We start from the raw sequence: 18,529 nt of genomic DNA, 5'->3' as shown, positions 1-18,529 counted from the left end.
TGTGGGCGCTATCCAATCCTACTTGCCGCTCGTTCTATTCTTCCTTCGCAGCACTTGTCTCAACAGGCACCGGTACAGGTACAAGCTCCTGCTCCACAGCTACCGGCTTTTGGGCCGGGGCAGACTTCTTGGTCAATCCTTTAATCAGTTCTTCCACATCAATCCCTGACACACTCTTCAGCATTTCAGGCGCCGTGGACATCAGCTCGGTCACATAATTGCTCACGCGAGCTGCTCCCTCGCCTTTGCCTGTATCAACAACCGTCAGCTTGTCGATGGACGAGATTGGCTCAGCAATCTTGCCGGCAAGCTCAGGCAGCATTTTTACGATGATGTCGAGCACAGCAGCTTCTCCGAACTTCTGGAACGCTTCGGCGAGTTTCTCTTTGGCATCGGCTTCGGCAATACCGCGCAGGCGAATGACTTCGGCTTCAGCCGTACCTTTCGCACGCTCAGCATCCGCAACCGCCAGACCATCTAGGCGCTTCTGTTCCGCAGAGGCTTTAGCTTGGGTTTCGATGGAATACTGCAAGGCATCCGCTTCGCGCATCTTGCGGGCCTTATCCGCTTCGGCCGCCTGCTCAACGGCATAGCGATCCGCTTCGGCCTTTTTCTTCACGTCCGCGTCGTACTGCTTCTCACGAATCATGATTTCTTTTTCCTGCAGATCGATTTCCCGTTCCTTACGAACGAGCTCAACCTTCATCTGCTCCTCAACCGCCGTTTGTTTGGCACGGGCTTCCTGGATATGATAGGCTTGGTCCGCTTCGGCCTTCGCCGTATCCTGCTCCTTCTTAAAGGAAGCGACCTTCAGCTCCCGTTCCTTCTCGGCTTCCGCGATGTTGGTATCACGTATAACCTCGGCCTTCTGTCCTTCTTCTTCCGCGCGCGCTTTCTGAATCCGCGCGTCACGCACCGCTTCGGCTTCGGCAATCTCCGCATCCCGCTTTACCGTAGCGATCCGTGGTTTACCCAGCGCTTCCAGATATCCATGCTTATCGCGAACGTCCTTAATGGTAAAGGAAACGATCTGCAATCCCATCTTCTTGAGGTCTCTTGCAGCGACACCCTGAACCTCCTGCGCAAATTTATCGCGGTTACGGTAAACTTCCTCTACCGTCATGGAACCGAGAATGGCACGAAGATGACCTTCCAGCACTTCCTGGGCTTCACCCTTCAGCGCTTCAATCGGCTTACCCATGAATTGCTCGGCTGCCGTTGCCACATCTTCGATCGAGCTTCCCACTTTTATGATGGCTACCCCATCAGCCATAACCGGAACGCCTTGCTCCGTGTACACTTCAGGTGTCATAACATCCAGTTTATGAGATAAGAGCGATACAAATTCGGAGCGCTGAAATACGGGAAGTATAAATGCGCCTCCGCCGCGTACGATTTTGATTTTGCGGCCGGATTCATCCTCCGACAAATTTCTACTTCCCAAAAAAGAACCGGTTACGATCATCGCTTCATCCGGGCTCACCGTTTTGTAACGGGCCCAGAACGCAAGTCCTAACACGACAATGACGCCTACAACAATCGACGGAATTACTAAGAATTCTGGCATTGAATCAATCCTCTCCTTTTCGTTCTTCCAGTTCGGACACTCTCAGGACACCCTCAACAACGTCGACAACCACCACACGGACACCTGCGGGGAGACTTTGGCGATCAAAGCTAGACGCGATGTGCGTCGTGTTGCCTGCGCCAACCTTGACCATCACTTCACCGAATCCTTCTGCAGGAAGCGGTACGGTGACAACGCCGATCATGCCCGCGAGCTCCTTTATGGAGAAGCCCGTCGAGTTCTCGCTGTTCGCCATCGGTTTAACGTAGCCGAAGTAGACGAGAATCGAAATGACGATAGCCGCTAAGACAGACAGCGTTACATGGGCACCTGCCGCTAATTCCGTGTATTTCGTCAGCATGATTCCGGTACCGCCAAATACAGTGATTCCTCCAGCGATCACAACCGGATTGAAAAAATCCACTGACAAAAAGTCCAATAATCCGTCAAGCGCCGAGCTAAGTATGTCGCCAAGCACTACGGTTACGATGGCAAATATCACGCCTCCGATCAGACAGCCCCAATATAACGCTTCCATGTTGATTGCCCCCTCTAGAACTCCTTACTGTGTATAACAAGTAATACGGCAAAATGTTTGCTAAAGTTTCAATTATTTCCCTCAAACGTATGAAAATCTCTTCATATCTATATTCCACGTCCCAATTAAAAAGCCTGCACGGCATGAACCGGCAGGCTTTGAACCCATTTCTATTCCTTGTCATGTAACGACAGGACAACCCTTATAGCGACATTTTATAAATCTCCACGACGTCTTCACGCTGCAGCTTGTGGAAGTTGCCAAAAGGACCAAACCGCATCGCCTTATCGGCCATAGCCTCGATCTGGCTGTCGTCAATATCGTACGCTCCCAGCGTGCTTGGCGCACCGATGGAAGTCCAGAAGCTGCGAAGCGCTTTAATTCCTTCCAATCCGATGGCTTCATCGCTTTTTCCTGCCGGGTCCACTCCGAATACGTTCACGGCAAGTGACTTGAAGCGCTGAGGATCCGCACTTTGATTATATTTCATCCAATTCGGGAACAGGATCGCCAGTCCGCCGCCATGCGGAATATCGTATACGGCAGATACCGCGTGCTCGATGTTATGGGTTCCCCAGTCACCGGCCATCCCCATATTGATCATGCCGTTGAGCGCCATCGTTCCGCAGTACATGATCGTCTCGCGGTGCTCATAGTTCTCCAGATCCTCAACCAGCTTCGGTGCCGTATCGATAACGGTACGAAGTATCGTTTCGCAGAATCCGTCCTGCACAGGCGTGTTGGTGTCTTGGTGGAAGTAGTGCTCCAACACGTGAGACATGATATCTACTATACCGTACACCGTTTGATCCCGCGGAAGAGAGAACGTATGTACAGGGTCCAGAATCGAAAATGCGGGGTATGCATGAGGACTTCCCCAGCCCATCTTCTCTTGCGTTACTTCATTGGTGATGACGGAGCCGCCGTTCATCTCCGATCCCGTTGCAGCCATCGTAAGTACCGTTCCAAGTGGAAGACCCGCTTGCGGAACGGCTTTGCGCTCTACGAAATCCCACATATCTCCGTCATATTTGGCGCCAACGGCAATGGCCTTGGAGCAGTCAAGGACGCTTCCGCCGCCAACGGCCAGAATAAGATCAATGTCATGCTCCCGGCACAATGCCACACCCTTATGAACCGTCGACAGGCGCGGGTTCGGTTCCACACCGGCAAGCTCCGTCACTGCTGCATTCGCTTCCTTGAGCAATGCGATAACCTGATCGTACAGTCCGCTGCGCTTGATGCTGCCGCCGCCGTACACCAGCAAAACGTTCCGGCCGTATTTGGCCACTTCACCGCTTAAAGCACTCAGCTTGCCCCTGCCAAAAATCAACTGAGTCGGATTATGAAAGACAAAAGGTCTCATGTCACATTACCTCCATCACATCTGGTTTGCATCTAATTCATTCATGCGTGCTTTTTCATTCTATACCATTCCCATTATGCAAAACAAACAGCCGTCCTTCTTTCGGAAAGATCGGCTGTTTGAATGATTTATCGTTAGCTTCAATACATCATATTACATCCAAGAATATTTATCTGCTGTCAGGGACGTATCCCATATGGCTCAGGAATCGCTGAAATGCCTGCTGCCCTTCCGCCGTCTGTTTGTATACCCCGGCATGCTCCAAAATCGTCGTGAATTTGCTGCCGACCTCCCGGCGAATCAACTCGATCGCCTCGGCCTTATCCGGCGAGGCTGCTCCCCGTTCTCGCAGCTCCTCGATCCAATCTCCATGGATGGCAAGCGGATGGTCGGTGGCCTTGCTGTCCGCGTAAAGCTCCTCGTTCCCCGCCAGGATATCGGCGATTAGATCGAGCTCTTCCTTGAGTCGGCCCGGCAGGATCGCCAGGCCCATCACTTCAATCAAGCCGATGTTTTCCTTCTTGATGTGGAACATCTCCCGGTGAGGATGGAAGATCCCTTCCGGATATTGCTCATTCGTGCGATTGTTCCTCAGAACAAGGTCCATCTCATAGATGCCCTCGTCATTTCGGCGGGCAATCGGAGTAACCGTATTATGGCGAACCCGCTCTCCGTCCACTTGGCTGAACGCTTCAATATCTGCTGAAGGATCACTGTAGATTTTCCATGCCTCGTATATGCTGTTCGCGCATTCAAGGAGCGATTCCCGTTCCTTTGAGGATAGCCTGATAACCGACATCGGCCACTTCACAATGGCCACGGATACGCCCGGGTAATCCCCATGCGTAAATCCGGCCACCTTCGGTGCTTTCTGAATCGGGAAAGTATGGCGTCCCCCTTGAAAATGGTCATGCGTGAGAATCGAGCCCCCGACAATCGGGAGATCCGCATTCGATCCGAGAAAATAATGCGGGTAGGCATCGACGAAGCTCAAGAGGCGGGCAAGCGTCGCTTTAGTCAGCTTCATCGGCACATGGTCGTGATGGAATACAATACAGTGCTCGTTATAGTAAACATACGGCGAGTATTGGAAGAACCATGGTTCTCCGTTTAGCTCCAGCGGAATAATGCGCAGGTTTTGCCGCGCAGGGTGATTGACCCTGCCTGCATAACCGACATTCTCCCGGCAGAGCTGGCATTTCGGATAGACCGGCGGAGGCAGCAGCTTAGCCATGGCGATTTCCTTCGGACTCTTCTCCGGCTTGGAGAGATTGATGGTAATCTCAATATCGCCATACGCGCTGGCATGCCGCCAGTATTCGTTCTTGGCTACGCGGTCCATGCGAATGTAGTTCGAGTCGATGCACAGATTGTAAAATTGCCGGGTTGCCGCAATAATCCCCTGCTCCTGCTGGACCGCCCGGAACTGCGCTGTTACTTCCGAAGGTCTTGCCATGAGCCGGCCCATGATTTTGGCGTCCAGCAGATCCCGGTACGTATCGGCATTCTCGGGGATCATACCATGTGCCGCGCCGTAATCGATCATGATGTCGAGCATAGTCTGAGGCCCATCCGGTATCGGGTCGTTCACTTCGTCGCCGTACGGTTCGCTGAATCCGAAATCCTCCAGCAGCAGATTGCGGCTGTAATCGGCATCGGCTGCCTGAATCAGGCCTTTATGAAGTGCAAAACGGACCAGCATTTCAATCGCATGAAGAACCTGCTTGGATTCGGGAGTTCCTGATGTTGCTGCATTCATGGTCATCGTCCCCCTTGGATTAATTGTCACCGTAACCGTCCGGACGGCTGCTGTGCCATTTCCATGCGCTCTCGATAATCTCCGCAAGCGTCGTTCGGGATGGTGTCCATCCGAGAACCGTTCGCGCTTTGTCCGATGACGCCACCAATACCGCAGGGTCACCGTCACGGCGAGCTTCCATGACAACCGGAATGTCGGCACCCGTTACCTGCTTCGAGGTCTCGATAACCTCCTTAACCGAAAACCCAAGTCCGTTGCCGAGGTTAAACACATTGCTGGACTCTCCGCGGCGAAGGTACTCAACCGCGCGCAGATGCGCGTTCGCAAGATCGCTGACATGAATGTAGTCACGGACACATGTGCCGTCAGGCGTTGCATAATCATCGCCAAACACCGAGATGCTTGCGCGCTGCTTCAAAGCCGTTTGCAGGACAAGCGGAATCAGATGGCTTTCCGGCCGGTGATCCTCACCGATCTTACCGCTGGCATGCGAGCCGGCTGCGTTGAAGTAACGAAGGGACACATACTTCACGCCAAGCACGGTATCAAACCAGGACATCATCCGTTCCATCATCAGCTTGGTTTCCCCGTACACGTTCGTCGGCTGCGTCCGGTCCGTTTCCTCGATCGGCACCTTCTCAGGCTCGCCGTAGGTTGCTGCCGTTGACGAGAAGACGATCTTCCGCACACCCGCTTCATTCATGGCTTCCAGCAGGCACAGCGTGCCGTATACGTTGTTATCGTAATATTTCACCGGATCTTTCATGCTCTCGCCAACCAGTGAATTCGCGGCAAAATGGATAACGGCATCAATGTCGTTTTCCGAAAACAGCTGTTTCAGCAGTGCCTTGTCACGCAAATCGCCAACATACAGCTTTCCGCCGATCAGCGCTTCGCGATGCCCCGTCTCCAGACTGTCAATCACAACAACCTCTTCTCCCTGCTCCAAGAGCTCCGCTACGGTGTGAGAACCGATATAACCTGCACCGCCAGTCACTAAAATAGCCATATTATTCGCCCTCCTTCACTTCATGCACGCCTTGACCTACACCGCATACGTAGAAATCCGGCTTCAGTCCAATTCTGGCTTCGAACTGCTGCCCCACTTCCGTGATGAAACGCTCCACCGCATCCTCGTGCACGAGAGATACCGTACAGCCTCCAAAACCGGCTCCTGTCATTCTGGAACCCAGCGTGCCTGGAATCCGCTGAGCTTCTTCCACCAGCGCATCCAACTCATCGCCCGTTACTTCGTACAGATAACGCAAAGAGTCGTGGGACTGGTTCATATATTGTCCGAATGCTTCCAGATCACCGTTCTTCAAAGCCTTCACGGAATCATGCACACGCTGGTTTTCCTCAACGACATGTTGGGCACGTCTTCGGACGGTTTCATCTCGGATGCTGTCCTGCAAGGTTGCGAATTGATCCGGATTCAGTTGAGCGAGATACGATAACGCCGGCAGCTCCTTCTGCAAAATTTCCAAAGCGAGGTCGCACTCGCTGCGGCGTTCATTGTATTTGGAATCGACGAGTCCGCGCCGTTTGTTGGTATTCGATATCACGATTTTGTATGCTCCGGTCCAGAAAGGTACCAGCTCATACTCCAGCGTATCGCACATTAACAGAATGGCATGATCCTGCTTGCCGTTGGCTACGGCGAATTGATCCATAATGCCGGAGTTGACGCCAACGAACAGGTTCTCCACCCGCTGCGAAAGCTTCGCAATCTCCACCGTATCTGTCTCCTTGCCTTCCATCTTCAAGAAGGCGTAAGCCGTGACCACTTCGATGGACGCCGAGGACGAGAGGCCTGCGCCGTTCGGGATATCTCCATGGTAGAGCAGGTCATAACCGCTGCTAAGATTGCAGCCGATTTTATTTAGCTCCGTTATGACGCCGACCGGATAATCCGTCCATTGATCGCTTTTGTGGCCATAATCATCATCCAGGCTGATCGTTAGTTCATAGGGGATATTCGTGGATGAAAAGCTTACCTTGTTATCGTCACGCGGCCTTATAATCAAGGTGGTGCCAAACTCCAAGGCGGCCGGAAGCACATAACCTCCGTTATAATCCAAATGCTCCCCGATCAGGTTCACGCGACCGGGTGCGTTAAATATGCGAACCTTATGCTGGTTCTCACCGTGCTTGTCCATAAATCTTTCCATAAGCTGTTGCGTCGTCACTGCCATCACTCCATCCTGTACATATGGTAGTTTTACTGTCTTCAGTATAATGGAAATCTCGTTAACCGATAATGAAATCTTGTGCGTTACATATGGATTTATGTGACTTCTGGAGGTACAATGAATTCATAAAATCAACGATGTCCCCGTAATTCCTCTTTTTCCCAAACTTATTGTAAAGGAAAATGAATGATGAAACCAACCTATTCTGTTGCTTCCAATCCTGCCCAGCAAGGCAGCGGTTCGCTCCACGTCCGATTCGCCGGTGAGAGCCAGACCCGGCCGGAGCATGCTTTGGGGCCGAAAATATACGATCATTACTTATTGCATATCATCGAGTCGGGACATGGCCTATTTCGAACCGAAACCGACAGGTATCAGCTCGGCCCCGGTGACTGTTTCCTTATCCATCCCGGTCAGATTGTCAGTTATGTATCCGATGCGAGCCAGCCCTGGCGTTATCGGTGGGTTGCCTTTGATGGAGAGCAAGCCGGCGAAGGCGTATCCCGTTCGGGACTCACACCCGAAAAGCCTGTCCTCCATCTCATGGAGAACAACCCCATTCCCGGCTATGTGTCCCTTATTCAAAGCCATTTTCAATCCAGGGAAGAAAGCTCCCATATCGCCGCCATCGGTTATCTGCATTTAATCTGGGCTGAGATCATGAATCGGAGTGACCGGCCGTCCCGTTTAACACTGGCAGAACCACAGGTTCAGCGCACGGTGAAGCAAATGATCAATTACATGGCTTCTCAATACGCACATCCCGTCTCGATTGAACAAATGTGCGCTAGCCTAGGTTACAACCGCGCATACCTGTCGCGCATCTTCAAGCAGGAAACGGGCATGACTCCGATTACGTATCTGCTTAAATTAAGAATCGACCAATCCAAGCGGCTGCTGCGCGAACGCCCCGATTTGTCCATGGAGCAGGTATCCGCATCCGTTGGACTCACCGATCAACTCTATTTCTCGCGTCAGTTCAAGCGTCTTGTCGGCCGATCCCCGACACGGTACCGCAAGGATATCCTCTCATCATCCACATTAACTTAACTTTAATGATATCGTCAGTCCGATATATCTCAATGAAAAAAGGAGCGCCTGTCAGGTCCGTAATCATCCTGAGGCGCTCCATTCATGTATGTTGGATTTTATGTTATGTTCGGCATGCAATCATTAGTGGCAAATGATCATCCTTCTGCGGAAGAGGTGTTCTCCGTTTTCAGAATCGCCTCAATGCGATCCAGCTCTTCCTTCGAGAACTCCAGGTTATTCAAGGCAGCTACATTGTCTTCGATCTGGCTCACCTTGCTTGCCCCGATCAGAGCAGATGTCACCCGGCCGCCGCGGAGGACCCAGGCGAGAGCAAATTGGGCGAGACTCTGGTTCCGCGCTTGAGCGATTTGGTTCAAAGCTCTGATCTTGCGCAGCGCTTCAGGCGTGATATTGCTCTCGTTCAAGAATACGGATGCGCTTGCGGCGCGTGAATCGCCAGGCACGCCGTTCAAATATTTGTTGGTCAATAGTCCTTGAGCAAGCGGAGTGAAGGCGATGCTTCCGACCCCGTTCTCTTCCAGGACATCGAGCAGTCCATTCTCCACCCAACGGTCCAGCATGGAGTAGCTTGGCTGATGGATGAGCAGCGGAGTTCCCAGGCTTTTCAGAATCGATATCGCTTCCCGCGTCTTCTCTGGCGAATAATTGGAGACTCCAACATAAAGCGCCTTGCCTGAACGAACAAGATGATCTAGCGCTACCATGGTTTCCTCAAGCGGCGTTTTTGGATCCATCCGATGATGATAGAAAATATCGACATAGTCCAGACCCATTCGTTTCAAACTCTGATCGAGACTTGCTACCAGATATTTACGCGATCCAAAGTCACCATAAGGTCCAGGCCACATATAGTAGCCCGCTTTGGACGAAATGACGATTTCATCACGGTAAGCCTTAAGATCTCTTGAGAGAACTTTACCGAACGTCTCTTCGGCAGAGCCTGCAGGCGGTCCGTAATTGTTCGCCAGATCGAAGTGGGTTATGCCCAGATCGAAGGAGCGCGTAATCATATTACGCCCGTTTTCATACGTGTCGACACCACCGAAATTATGCCATAATCCAAGGGAGATCGCCGGAAGTTTCAATCCGGATCGCCCCACGCGGTTATACTTCATTCCTTCATAGCGGTCTTCGCTAGCCACATAGGTCACTTACAATCCCTGCCTCTCTAAGTGATAGGTCCATTGCTAAATTCCATCTTATCGTGTTTGGTCGTCCTTTGACAAGAAAACGATTACAGTTATAGGTGCAGCAGCACGCCGCCTCTGTCGCCTTTACGTGCTGATCAGCTTATCCACCTGCGTCATGACCTGACCGATCCGATCCGCAATCAAGAGGCCTGCCCGGTGATCATAAGGGGTTGGGTCTGCATTCAGCAAAGCCACCTTGCTCCCATGAAAATAGGATATCAAACTCGCAGCGGGATGTACTGTCAGGGAAGTCCCGCCTATAATCAACAAATCCGCAGTCGATATTTCCTGGATCGAGCGCATGATGATGTTTTGGTCCAATTCCTCTTCATACAGCACGACATCCGGACGCACCAGTCCTCCGCAATCCTTGCAGCGCGGGACAATTTCCTTGATGTCCAGAATATCCTGCAGGCTGTAGAACCGGGAGCAATCCATGCAATAATTGCGGTGCACAGAGCCATGAAGCTCCAACACCTCAGAACATCCAGCGGTCTGATGCAAACCGTCGATATTTTGCGTGACCACCGCCTTCAGCTTACCGTCATGCTCCAGTCTCGACAATAGCCGGTGACAGCCGTTCGGCTGCGCATGCGGGTGAAGCATCTTGCTCCGGTAAAAGTCGTAAAACACTTCCGGATGCTTCATAAAAAAAGTGTGGCTGAGCATGACCTCCGGCGGATACGGAGATTGGTGCTCGCTCTGGTATAGTCCGGCTGCCGAACGGAAGTCAGGAATCCCGCTCTCCGTGGAGGTACCGGCTCCCCCGAAAAAAACAATGTAGTCGCTCGCTTCGATCCATGTTGCCAACTGCTCGATCTTTTCCCTGTTCTCCACTCTTTTACACCTCCGTACAGCCCTTAAAATAACACGTCTACCTGTGCACGTCTAATTCATTATAATCGGATATGATAACATCGGCATCTGTCAGATGTACAGGTTCCCCCTCATCTGTCAATAAACCCACAGCCAGAGCGGCGCCTGCTTGCTTCGCCATTTGCATATCCGCATTGCTGTCACCGATCACCACCGCTTCCTCGGGCATAATCCCAAGCAGGCGGCATGCGGTCTCCGTCATTTCAGGGTGCGGCTTGCCGTTTCGAACCTGATCTCTTCCCAAAATGGCCGTAAAGGAAGAGTGAAGCCCCATCCACTCCAGCTGTTCCTTGGCATTTGAGGTTTCATCCGAAGTAACCACGGCCATCTTCACGGAAGCCAAGCTGCACTTCTTCAGAAAATTCTCCAGCCCCGGCATCGGGAATGCCGGCTTCTGCTGACGAACTTCATACATGGCGTTTTTCGTAATTTGATGGACCTGCATAATCGCTTCGTTCCAGGGCATTCCTGCAGCGTACAGCTGCCAAGCCAATAGCCCGTTTGTCTCCTCCACGGTGCCCATGGCGAGCGGACCCTGAAGATCGTAACCCGACACGCGCCCGCTTGCATCATGCTTTGTGCCCAGCACCTGCTCTTTCGGCAGCGTGAAGCCGGCTCCCATTAATTCCAGCCGTTCCTCCATGAACTTGAGCACATAATCGGTCCACCCTCCCCATAGCGCCATGAAATGGAGCAGCGTTCCGTCTTTATCAAACAAAATCCCTTTGCAGGGAACGGTTCGTCCCTTCACTTGAACAAACGGCAATGTAAAAAACCTCCCTATCCTATTCTTGATCATACTCTTATTAAACCATGAAATAAACTCTGATTTAAACGGATTTAACGCTGGGACTCAGAAATCGATCCGAAACGGAAATTTTCCAATCTTTAGTCGAATGTTTTGATTCATGACAAATGAGCCGTGGTAAGTAACATATACGCATAGCAAATACGACGGTAAAGGAGTGATTTGTGATGGCAACAAGCAGCAATCGAAAGATGACCCGCGAAGAAGCAGGACGTCTTGGCGGCGAAGCGACCGCTAAAAAGCATAGCCGCGAATTCTACCAGGAAATCGGCAAAAAAGGCGGCAAAGCGACGTCCAAGAACCATAGCCGCGAGTTTTACCAGGAAATCGGTCAAAAGGGCGGCGAAGCCACCTCGCGGAATCATAATCGTGAATTCTATCAGGAAATTGGCCGCAAAGGCGGCAAGAAATAGTACCATCACTCAAATAGGAGCCTGTGCCCCCCCTATGGGAACAGGCTCTTTGCATGCCATCACAACAGGCCTCTTTCCATCGCTTCCTAATTAATATCATGTAGAAAAACCTACCTTTTTGTGATAGACTCATTTAAAACCTATTCGCTGTTTACAGGTACCCGGCTGCTTTGCCGGAAGACCGCGCTAAAGCGTAACAATTTTATAATAGATCTGGGGGGAAATCGACATCATGACAACCAAAAAAATGCGTTCAGACATGATCAAAAAAGGCTTCGACCGCGCGCCGCACCGCAGCCTTCTGCGTGCAGCAGGCGTTAAGGAAGAAGATTTCGGCAAACCGTTCATCGCCGTATGTAACTCTTACATCGACATCGTTCCGGGTCATGTGCATCTTCAGGAATTCGGTAAAATCGTGAAGGAAGCGATCCGTGAAGCCGGCGGCGTTCCGTTCGAATTTAACACCATCGGCGTGGATGACGGAATTGCCATGGGACATATCGGCATGCGCTACTCGCTGCCAAGCCGCGAGATCATAGCCGACTCCCTGGAAACTGTCGTATCCGCTCACTGGTTCGATGGTATGGTATGTATTCCGAACTGTGACAAAATCACGCCAGGCATGCTGATGGGTGCCCTGCGCGTCAACATCCCAACGGTGTTTGTCAGCGGCGGACCGATGAAAGCCGGCGTGGACAGCAAAGGCCGTAAATTGTCACTGACCTCCGTATTTGAAGGCGTCGGCGCTCACCAGGTTGGCAAAATCAATGATGATGAGCTCCTCGAATTGGAACAATTCGGTTGTCCAACCTGCGGATCCTGTTCCGGCATGTTCACCGCCAATTCCATGAACTGTCTCGCCGAAGCGCTGGGTCTGGCTCTGCCGGGCAACGGCACCATTCTTGCCATTGCCGAAGAGCGTAAAGAATTCGTTAAACAATCAGCCAAACAATTGATGGAGCTCGTAAAAATGGACCTCAAGCCGCGTGATATCGTAACCGTAGAAGCCATCGACAACGCGTTTGCGCTCGATATGGCCATGGGCGGCTCCACCAACACGGTGCTTCATACATTGGCTCTCGCTCAAGAAGCCGGTCTCGATTACCCGCTGGAGCGAATCAACGAAGTTGCTGACCGCGTTCCTCACATCTCCAAGCTGGCTCCAGCTTCGGATTACTTTATCGAGGATGTGCATTTGGCAGGCGGCGTAAGCGCGGTTCTGCACGAGCTTCTTAAGAAGCCTGGCGCATTGCACGGGGATCGCATCACCGTAACAGGCAAGACGCTAGCCGAGAACGTAGAGGGCTGCGAAATTCAGGATCAGAACGTTATCCATCCGATCGATTCCCCATATTCCGAGCGCGGTGGTCTCGCCGTACTGTATGGTAATCTGGCTCCTGAAGGTTCGATCATCAAAGTCGGTGCCGTTGATCCATCGGTTGGAGGATACCATAAAGGACCTGCCATCTGCTTTAACTCGCAAGATGAAGCGCTTAGCGGCATCGCCAACGGCAAGGTTAAAGAAGGCCATGTGGTTGTCATTCGTTATGAAGGGCCGAAGGGCGGACCTGGTATGCCAGAAATGCTGGCACCGACTTCACAGATCGCAGGTATGGGGCTTGGGGCCAAAGTCGGTCTGATCACAGACGGACGCTTCTCCGGCGCATCCCGCGGTATCAGTATCGGACATATCTCGCCGGAAGCGGCAGAAGGCGGACCTATCGCTTTCGTTGAAGACGGAGATATCATCGAGCTTGACCTGAATAACCGGACGATTCAATTGCTGGGCGTTTCCGATGAGGAAATGGCTGTACGCCGCAGCAAATGGGTTGACTTCGAACCGAAAGTGAAGACTGGTTATCTCGCTCGTTACTCGAAGCTTGTTACGAACGCCAGCTCAGGCGGCGTATTGAAAATCTAATTCAAACAAAGCAAAGGGGTTATCCCTCGCAGGCATTGGTAAGCCTGCAGGGATAACCCCTTTTTTATATCCAAATTCCATCTGAGAGATGATCCATACATAATGACAGTAAACAATCGGTTCGATGAATTACATACCCTGCGATGCACTGGCAACGGCCATGTCACCCACATGTTCTTGTTGTATTTCCTGCTGCTCCTCGGATGGAGGCTGGGCCTGATTCTTCTTCTCAGCATAACGGCCAATCAGTACATCCACCGGCATCATGAGCATTCTTGGCTCCATGATCTGACTGCCCTCTTTAAGACGGGCCTGCCCTTTCGGATGAATGACGCTAAGCAGCAGTTTCAGATACAGTCTGGACGAACTTGCAAACAGTCCCCGCGGTAAATCCATGACATGAAATCCGAATTGCTCCGGTCCCCGTGAAATCATGGTAACAGCATACAAACCCTTGATATCCTTGTACTCAGGCCGTTCCAGCACCATATTAGCCAGAGAAGGCAGGTCTTTTTGCACGGCACGAATCATTTTGATGGCGAGCTGTACTTCCGAACGGGAGCGGCTGCCGATCTCAAACAATTTTTTGTTATCAAAATGAAGTTCTAGTATCTGGTCTCCCTTTTCAAGTCGGCTGCCATCTTCCATCACGACCGTTTTACCGGTAAAAGCACGCTTCCGGAAATGCAGCATCGGATCCTCCGGAGTAACCGTTTCGAGCGCAAACACCGCATGAAATCCTTTTTCCCAGAGAAGCCACAACGAGACGATCATACGCTTGAGAGGAGACGGCTTCTTCGCTTTCACTTTGCTTTCCTTCGCTATCATGTCGTCGATTCGGACGCTGCTCATTCCCTTCTGCTCTGCGACTTTCAGAACACGTTCCAATGCGATCAGCATTTGCTCCGGTGCATCGGGGTTCGCCCCCACAGTCGTGCCGCAGTCATGAAGGAGCATAACCTCGCCACCGTTAAGCTTGGCAAGCATTCGCTGAGTCAGCTTGTCAGCGCCAATCTTGCTCCGCCAATCATTAAACATCGACGACCATAGGATAATGCGGCAGCCGGTATTCTTGGCAAAATCGAATAAATTCACGATTCCCCACGGCGGTCTGTAATAACTCGAGCGCTCACCGGTGATGGAATAAATAATATCATCCGTGCGCTTGACCTGATTACGGACGGTGACCGGCCGCATGAACCAATTGCTCTTGTGAACATAGTTATGAATCCCGATCAGATGACCTTCACTATGAATGCGTCTTACAACTTCTGGATGCTTCTCGGCATGAGAACCCACCAGGAAAAACGTCGCCTTCATATTATGCTGCTTCAAGAGATCCAGCAGTCTTGGTGTATAGACGGGATCAGGACCATCATCAAAGGTTAAGGCGAAGTCGTTCGAGCCTGTTCCCCTGCGAAATACTCGGAATCCAAATATCCGGGTCAAGATGCCGGGAATAAATGCATAAAAAGATGAAAGGTAAAACAACCATAGCAGTAATGTTTGCATGCTAACTCCCCGCTTTTTATTTCTTTTTCTAAAGAACCCACTATTATTATTTTAGCATAGCACTTAAAGAAATAGGCTTTTTTTTTCATAAATCGTGTACAATGATATCAATTAATATAGTATAAAGGAGCCGATATCCCACTATGCTTCCCTTGTATAAAAAATATTGGAGAACCGCCTTCGATATAGGTTTAATCGTGCTTACGGTTTACCTGATCATGTTCATATTCAGCAAGCTGTACCAAATTGCGGCTCCGGTGTTTTTATCTTTCCTCGTTTTCCTGATTATCGAGCCTTTCTCCAAATTCTTGCACCGCAGGGGGCTGCCAAAACCATTTGCCGCCGCGATATCCGTTCTGCTCTTCCTGCTGGTCATCCTAGGCATCCTGTTCGGAGCCGGAGCGCTAATCGTATCGCAGTTCATGAACTTGCAGGATAATTTGCCAGGTTACACCAAAACGATCCAGAGACATTTTTCAGAGAGCCTGAATTTCCTCCAAACCAAGCTCGACGCGCTGCCACCCGATCTGACAGACCGTCTGAACGGTTATTTCCAGGACATCACCACTTTTGCCCAGGGTGCTGCCGAATCGTTCTTCCATTATGTCATTGGGTTTATGGGGTCGTTCTCCTCGTTCATCGCGAATTTCGGGGTTGCGATCATCCTTGCTTTCTTCCTGAGCATTGAGATCGGCAGCTGGCGGAGAATCGCCAAAGACAAGACGCCGAGGACCCTCAAGACGGCTTTTCTTTTCCTCAAAGAAAATGTATTCAAGGCGATTGGCTCGTATTTAAAAGCTCAGATGAAGCTGGTCAGCATTACCTTTGTCATTGTATACATAGGACTTCTGATCTTAGGTACGGGAAATTCCCTGTCCGTTGCGCTCATCTGCGCTGTGTTCGATGTACTGCCGCTGCTCGGTGTTCCCGTTATTCTTATTCCGTGGATTACCTATTTGTTCATCGTCGGCAACACTGGGCTTGCCATTGGCTTGATCGTACTGCTTGCCGTAGTTGTCATTTCCAGACAGCTGCTTGAACCAAAAATTACAGGAAACTCGATCGGCGTATCCTCAGCATTTCTGATGTTGTCCTTTATGATGATCTCGCTGTCCATTTTTGGAGTTGCCGGTTTGATTCTGGCTCCTATCCTTCTGATTCTCATCAAGGAACTGCTTACCCAGGGATATCTGAAGCAGTGGATCCGGCTGCCAAGCGAAGAATTCGAGGTTTCCCCTTGGGACATGTCCCGCTCTTACGCAGAGCCGGAGACCGATTCAACTGAAGCCAAGAAATCGGAAACCTGACCGAATATGTCCGTTGCCTGATTGCTGCTGTTCGGGCTCCGGTTCTCAACCAATAGAGCCACGGCATAACGTGGCTTCTCCACTGGGCCGTACCCGACAAACCACTGGTTGTTTCGGGCACGGCCTTTTATGGTTACCTGCGCCGTTCCGGATTTACCGGCAAGAGTCCATTTGCGATTTTTTAATGTGCTGCCTGTTCCCTCTTCGACGACATCCTCCATCCAATCGAGCAGGATGGAAGAGGTTTCCCGGGAAATACCCCTTCCAGCTATCCTCTCCTTTAGTGGATCCGTATCCTGAAGCAGCTGGCCGTTAGCATACTGGATCTGCTGTAAAATACGGGGCTTGGTCTTCACCCCGCCATGAAGCAGCGTGACCATCGCATTGGCTGCTTGCAGTGGGGATATGGCAGCGTCCCTTTGGCCTATGCCTGTCTGGACCCTAACACCTGCATCAGAGGTGTCCACAGAGTTGGAAAAAACCGTGCCCTTCTCTTCATGATCCAATGGCGCAAAGGAACGAAGCCCTAAAAACTGCCGGGATTTCCAGCCTACCGTTTGCCCGAAGCCCAGCGCGGAGGCCGCCTCCGCCATTTGCTGAGCTGACAGTCTCTCCGCTAGAGTAGCAAATACGACGTTGCATGACTCCGCGAAGCCTTCGCGAAGATCAATCGTTCCATGCCCTCCCTTTTTCCAGCAGGACATTCCGAACTTACCGTATTCACCATCACAATGGAAATGTTCGCTTTCAGAGCTTAAACCATTCTCAAGTATGGCCGCGGCCGTGACTAGCTTGAAGATGGAACCTGGCGTGGCTGCTTTCAATCCGCGATTCTCCCACTGGCCATCCTTCGGGTGAATCTGCTCCGGATTATAGAATGGCCTGGAGACCATAGCCACGATATCCGCGTTTCGAGCGTCCAGCACAACAACCGCTCCTTCTTTCATGCCCGCTTTCTCCGTTATGGCCTCAATCCCTTGTTGAATATCAATATCAATCGTGGTGGATACCCTTAACGGATAGTACCGATTATCAGGCGCCTTCACCATCGGCTTAATATCCTGAATAACCTCATTGGTGCTGTTAACCGGAAAATAGACGATGGTCGGCCCTTCCCCACGTATCAACGAATCCATCGTTTTCTCCAATCCACTGGTTCCGGTAACCTCCGGATCATCGTCAAAGAACAGGCTTTCCTTACGCTGACCTGACACAAAACCAAGCCACTGCATTCCCGATTGGCGATTGCCGTACCGCTGCTCATAAGGAAGAACCTTAAGTTTGGGAAGATCAAGCTCTTGAATCCGCACAATCTGATCTTTGGTTAAGGATCGAGGAATGAGCGAATTATCTCCATGCCACAATTCAGGCTCCTTTAGCTTGCCCCAGGTCTGTATCAAATGATCCTTATTTGTTCCCAGTATACGGGCCAGCTTCACTAACTGATTATGGGAGCTCTTCAGTTCCTTCTCGCCTGCAGGAAACAACACGGCTGCCCAGATGAGCTTGCCCGTGAGCGGTTTTCCGTTCCGATCCGTAAAATGTCCGCGACCGGAATCCAGCACAATGCCTCGCTCCCTCTGTATGAGCGATGCCTCTACCATCGTATGTCGGCTGCCGGGTACCCGTTGATGCTTCATCACAAGCTGAACCCATGCAAGACGCAGCGTCAAAACGGCGATCAATAGCGTCAGTATCAGCCATCCGTATGCAATTCGCTTATTTCGGATTAGCCTCATGTCTTGCTCCTCCAATATGGTCTATGTCTCATCATTATTTCCATATGGAGCCAGACTCAATCATGTTCACTTCTCTACAAAAATGAGCTCTCCAGAAAAGACACCCACGATTAAAAGGTTGACACTTAACGTCAACGTGCACTTGAATCTTGCACTTGCGAAAATATAGTTTGCCCACGGTCCCTGTCTTCCTTGTAACGCATCCATGTCCCATACTCTTGCTCTTGCCATTTTCCCCATAATCCCCTCTCCTCTGAAAAAAGGCTGCCCCATCAGCTTAAACTGATG

Annotated in this window: 14 protein-coding genes and 1 pseudogene; 4 read left to right on the top strand and 11 right to left on the bottom strand. The window is 51.2% G+C overall.

The features are described from left to right. Positions 1-34: 34 nt before the first annotated feature. The 6 genes from ACOZB4_RS12310 to ACOZB4_RS12285 all read right to left on the bottom strand — a co-directional run bounded on the left by ACOZB4_RS12310 (position 35) and on the right by ACOZB4_RS12285 (position 7,419). A complete protein-coding gene (locus tag ACOZB4_RS12310) occupies positions 35-1,567 on the bottom strand; it encodes a flotillin family protein (protein ID WP_076320477.1) in 1,533 nt (510 codons plus the stop codon). Between the two features lie 4 nt (positions 1,568-1,571). After that, complete coding sequence (locus tag ACOZB4_RS12305) at positions 1,572-2,105, bottom strand: protease (protein ID WP_076320476.1); 534 nt, start codon at positions 2,103-2,105, stop codon at positions 1,572-1,574. Between the two features lie 202 nt (positions 2,106-2,307). Further along, positions 2,308-3,471 (bottom strand): iron-containing alcohol dehydrogenase, encoded by a 1,164-nt coding sequence (locus tag ACOZB4_RS12300; RefSeq protein ID WP_379415483.1) that lies wholly within the window; start codon positions 3,469-3,471, stop codon positions 2,308-2,310. 169 nt (positions 3,472-3,640) lie between these two features. Next, the gene (locus ACOZB4_RS12295; RefSeq protein ID WP_379415481.1) at positions 3,641-5,230 is read right to left on the bottom strand and encodes a UDP-glucose--hexose-1-phosphate uridylyltransferase; all 1,590 of its coding nucleotides are present in this window, start codon (positions 5,228-5,230) and stop codon (positions 3,641-3,643) included. 19 nt (positions 5,231-5,249) lie between these two features. Continuing rightward, entirely contained in the window at positions 5,250-6,239 is a 990-nt protein-coding gene (gene galE, locus ACOZB4_RS12290; protein WP_379415478.1) for a UDP-glucose 4-epimerase GalE, read from the bottom strand. Between the two features lies 1 nt (position 6,240). Continuing rightward, positions 6,241-7,419, bottom strand: a complete 1,179-nt coding sequence (locus ACOZB4_RS12285; protein ID WP_379415488.1) for a galactokinase — start codon at positions 7,417-7,419, stop codon at positions 6,241-6,243. A 189-nt stretch (positions 7,420-7,608) separates the two neighbouring features. Here ACOZB4_RS12285 and ACOZB4_RS12280 point away from each other — a divergent pair, with 189 nt between their 5' ends. Continuing rightward, positions 7,609-8,472 (top strand): AraC family transcriptional regulator, encoded by an 864-nt coding sequence (locus ACOZB4_RS12280; protein ID WP_379415476.1) that lies wholly within the window; start codon positions 7,609-7,611, stop codon positions 8,470-8,472. Positions 8,473-8,609: 137 nt separating this feature from the next. Here the strand turns inward: ACOZB4_RS12280 and mgrA are convergent, their stop codons facing one another. From mgrA to ACOZB4_RS12265, 3 genes are all read right to left on the bottom strand, one after another. Then, positions 8,610-9,626, bottom strand: coding sequence for an L-glyceraldehyde 3-phosphate reductase (gene mgrA / locus ACOZB4_RS12275; protein ID WP_076320471.1), 1,017 nt, complete (start codon positions 9,624-9,626; stop codon positions 8,610-8,612). Between the two features lie 123 nt (positions 9,627-9,749). Next, positions 9,750-10,502, bottom strand: coding sequence for an NAD-dependent protein deacylase (locus tag ACOZB4_RS12270; protein ID WP_339271798.1), 753 nt, complete (start codon positions 10,500-10,502; stop codon positions 9,750-9,752). A gap of 37 nt (positions 10,503-10,539) precedes the next feature. Then, positions 10,540-11,307 (bottom strand): HAD family hydrolase, encoded by a 768-nt coding sequence (locus ACOZB4_RS12265; protein WP_379415474.1) that lies wholly within the window; start codon positions 11,305-11,307, stop codon positions 10,540-10,542. A 209-nt stretch (positions 11,308-11,516) separates the two neighbouring features. Between ACOZB4_RS12265 and ACOZB4_RS12260 the strand changes: the two are divergent. Then, a pseudogene (locus ACOZB4_RS12260) lies at positions 11,517-11,756 on the top strand (KGG domain-containing protein); the annotation flags it as partial. Positions 11,757-11,994: 238 nt separating this feature from the next. Continuing rightward, on the top strand, positions 11,995-13,683 hold the full coding sequence (gene ilvD, locus ACOZB4_RS12255) for a dihydroxy-acid dehydratase (protein ID WP_076320468.1): 1,689 nt from the start codon (positions 11,995-11,997) through the stop codon (positions 13,681-13,683). Between the two features lie 129 nt (positions 13,684-13,812). Here ilvD and ACOZB4_RS12250 read toward each other — a convergent pair whose 3' ends face one another. Next, a complete protein-coding gene (locus ACOZB4_RS12250; protein WP_379415470.1) occupies positions 13,813-15,195 on the bottom strand; it encodes a polysaccharide deacetylase family protein in 1,383 nt (460 codons plus the stop codon). 143 nt (positions 15,196-15,338) lie between these two features. Between ACOZB4_RS12250 and ACOZB4_RS12245 the strand changes: the two genes are divergently transcribed. Continuing rightward, positions 15,339-16,502, top strand: a complete 1,164-nt coding sequence (locus ACOZB4_RS12245; protein ID WP_379415468.1) for an AI-2E family transporter — start codon at positions 15,339-15,341, stop codon at positions 16,500-16,502. On the opposite strand, the gene ACOZB4_RS12240 is transcribed toward ACOZB4_RS12245, so the two are convergent. Beyond that, a complete protein-coding gene (locus ACOZB4_RS12240; protein ID WP_379415466.1) occupies positions 16,451-18,241 on the bottom strand; it encodes a peptidoglycan D,D-transpeptidase FtsI family protein in 1,791 nt (596 codons plus the stop codon). The two genes, ACOZB4_RS12245 and ACOZB4_RS12240, sit on opposite strands and share 52 nt — an antisense overlap. Positions 18,242-18,529: the final 288 nt, after the last annotated feature.

It is taken from the genome of Paenibacillus sp. NPDC058898 (assembly GCF_049316025.1).
Taxonomy (GTDB): domain Bacteria; phylum Bacillota; class Bacilli; order Paenibacillales; family Paenibacillaceae; genus Paenibacillus_AQ.
Note: the sequence above shows the minus strand (reverse complement) of the source record. Positions and strands in the feature narration are given on the sequence as shown.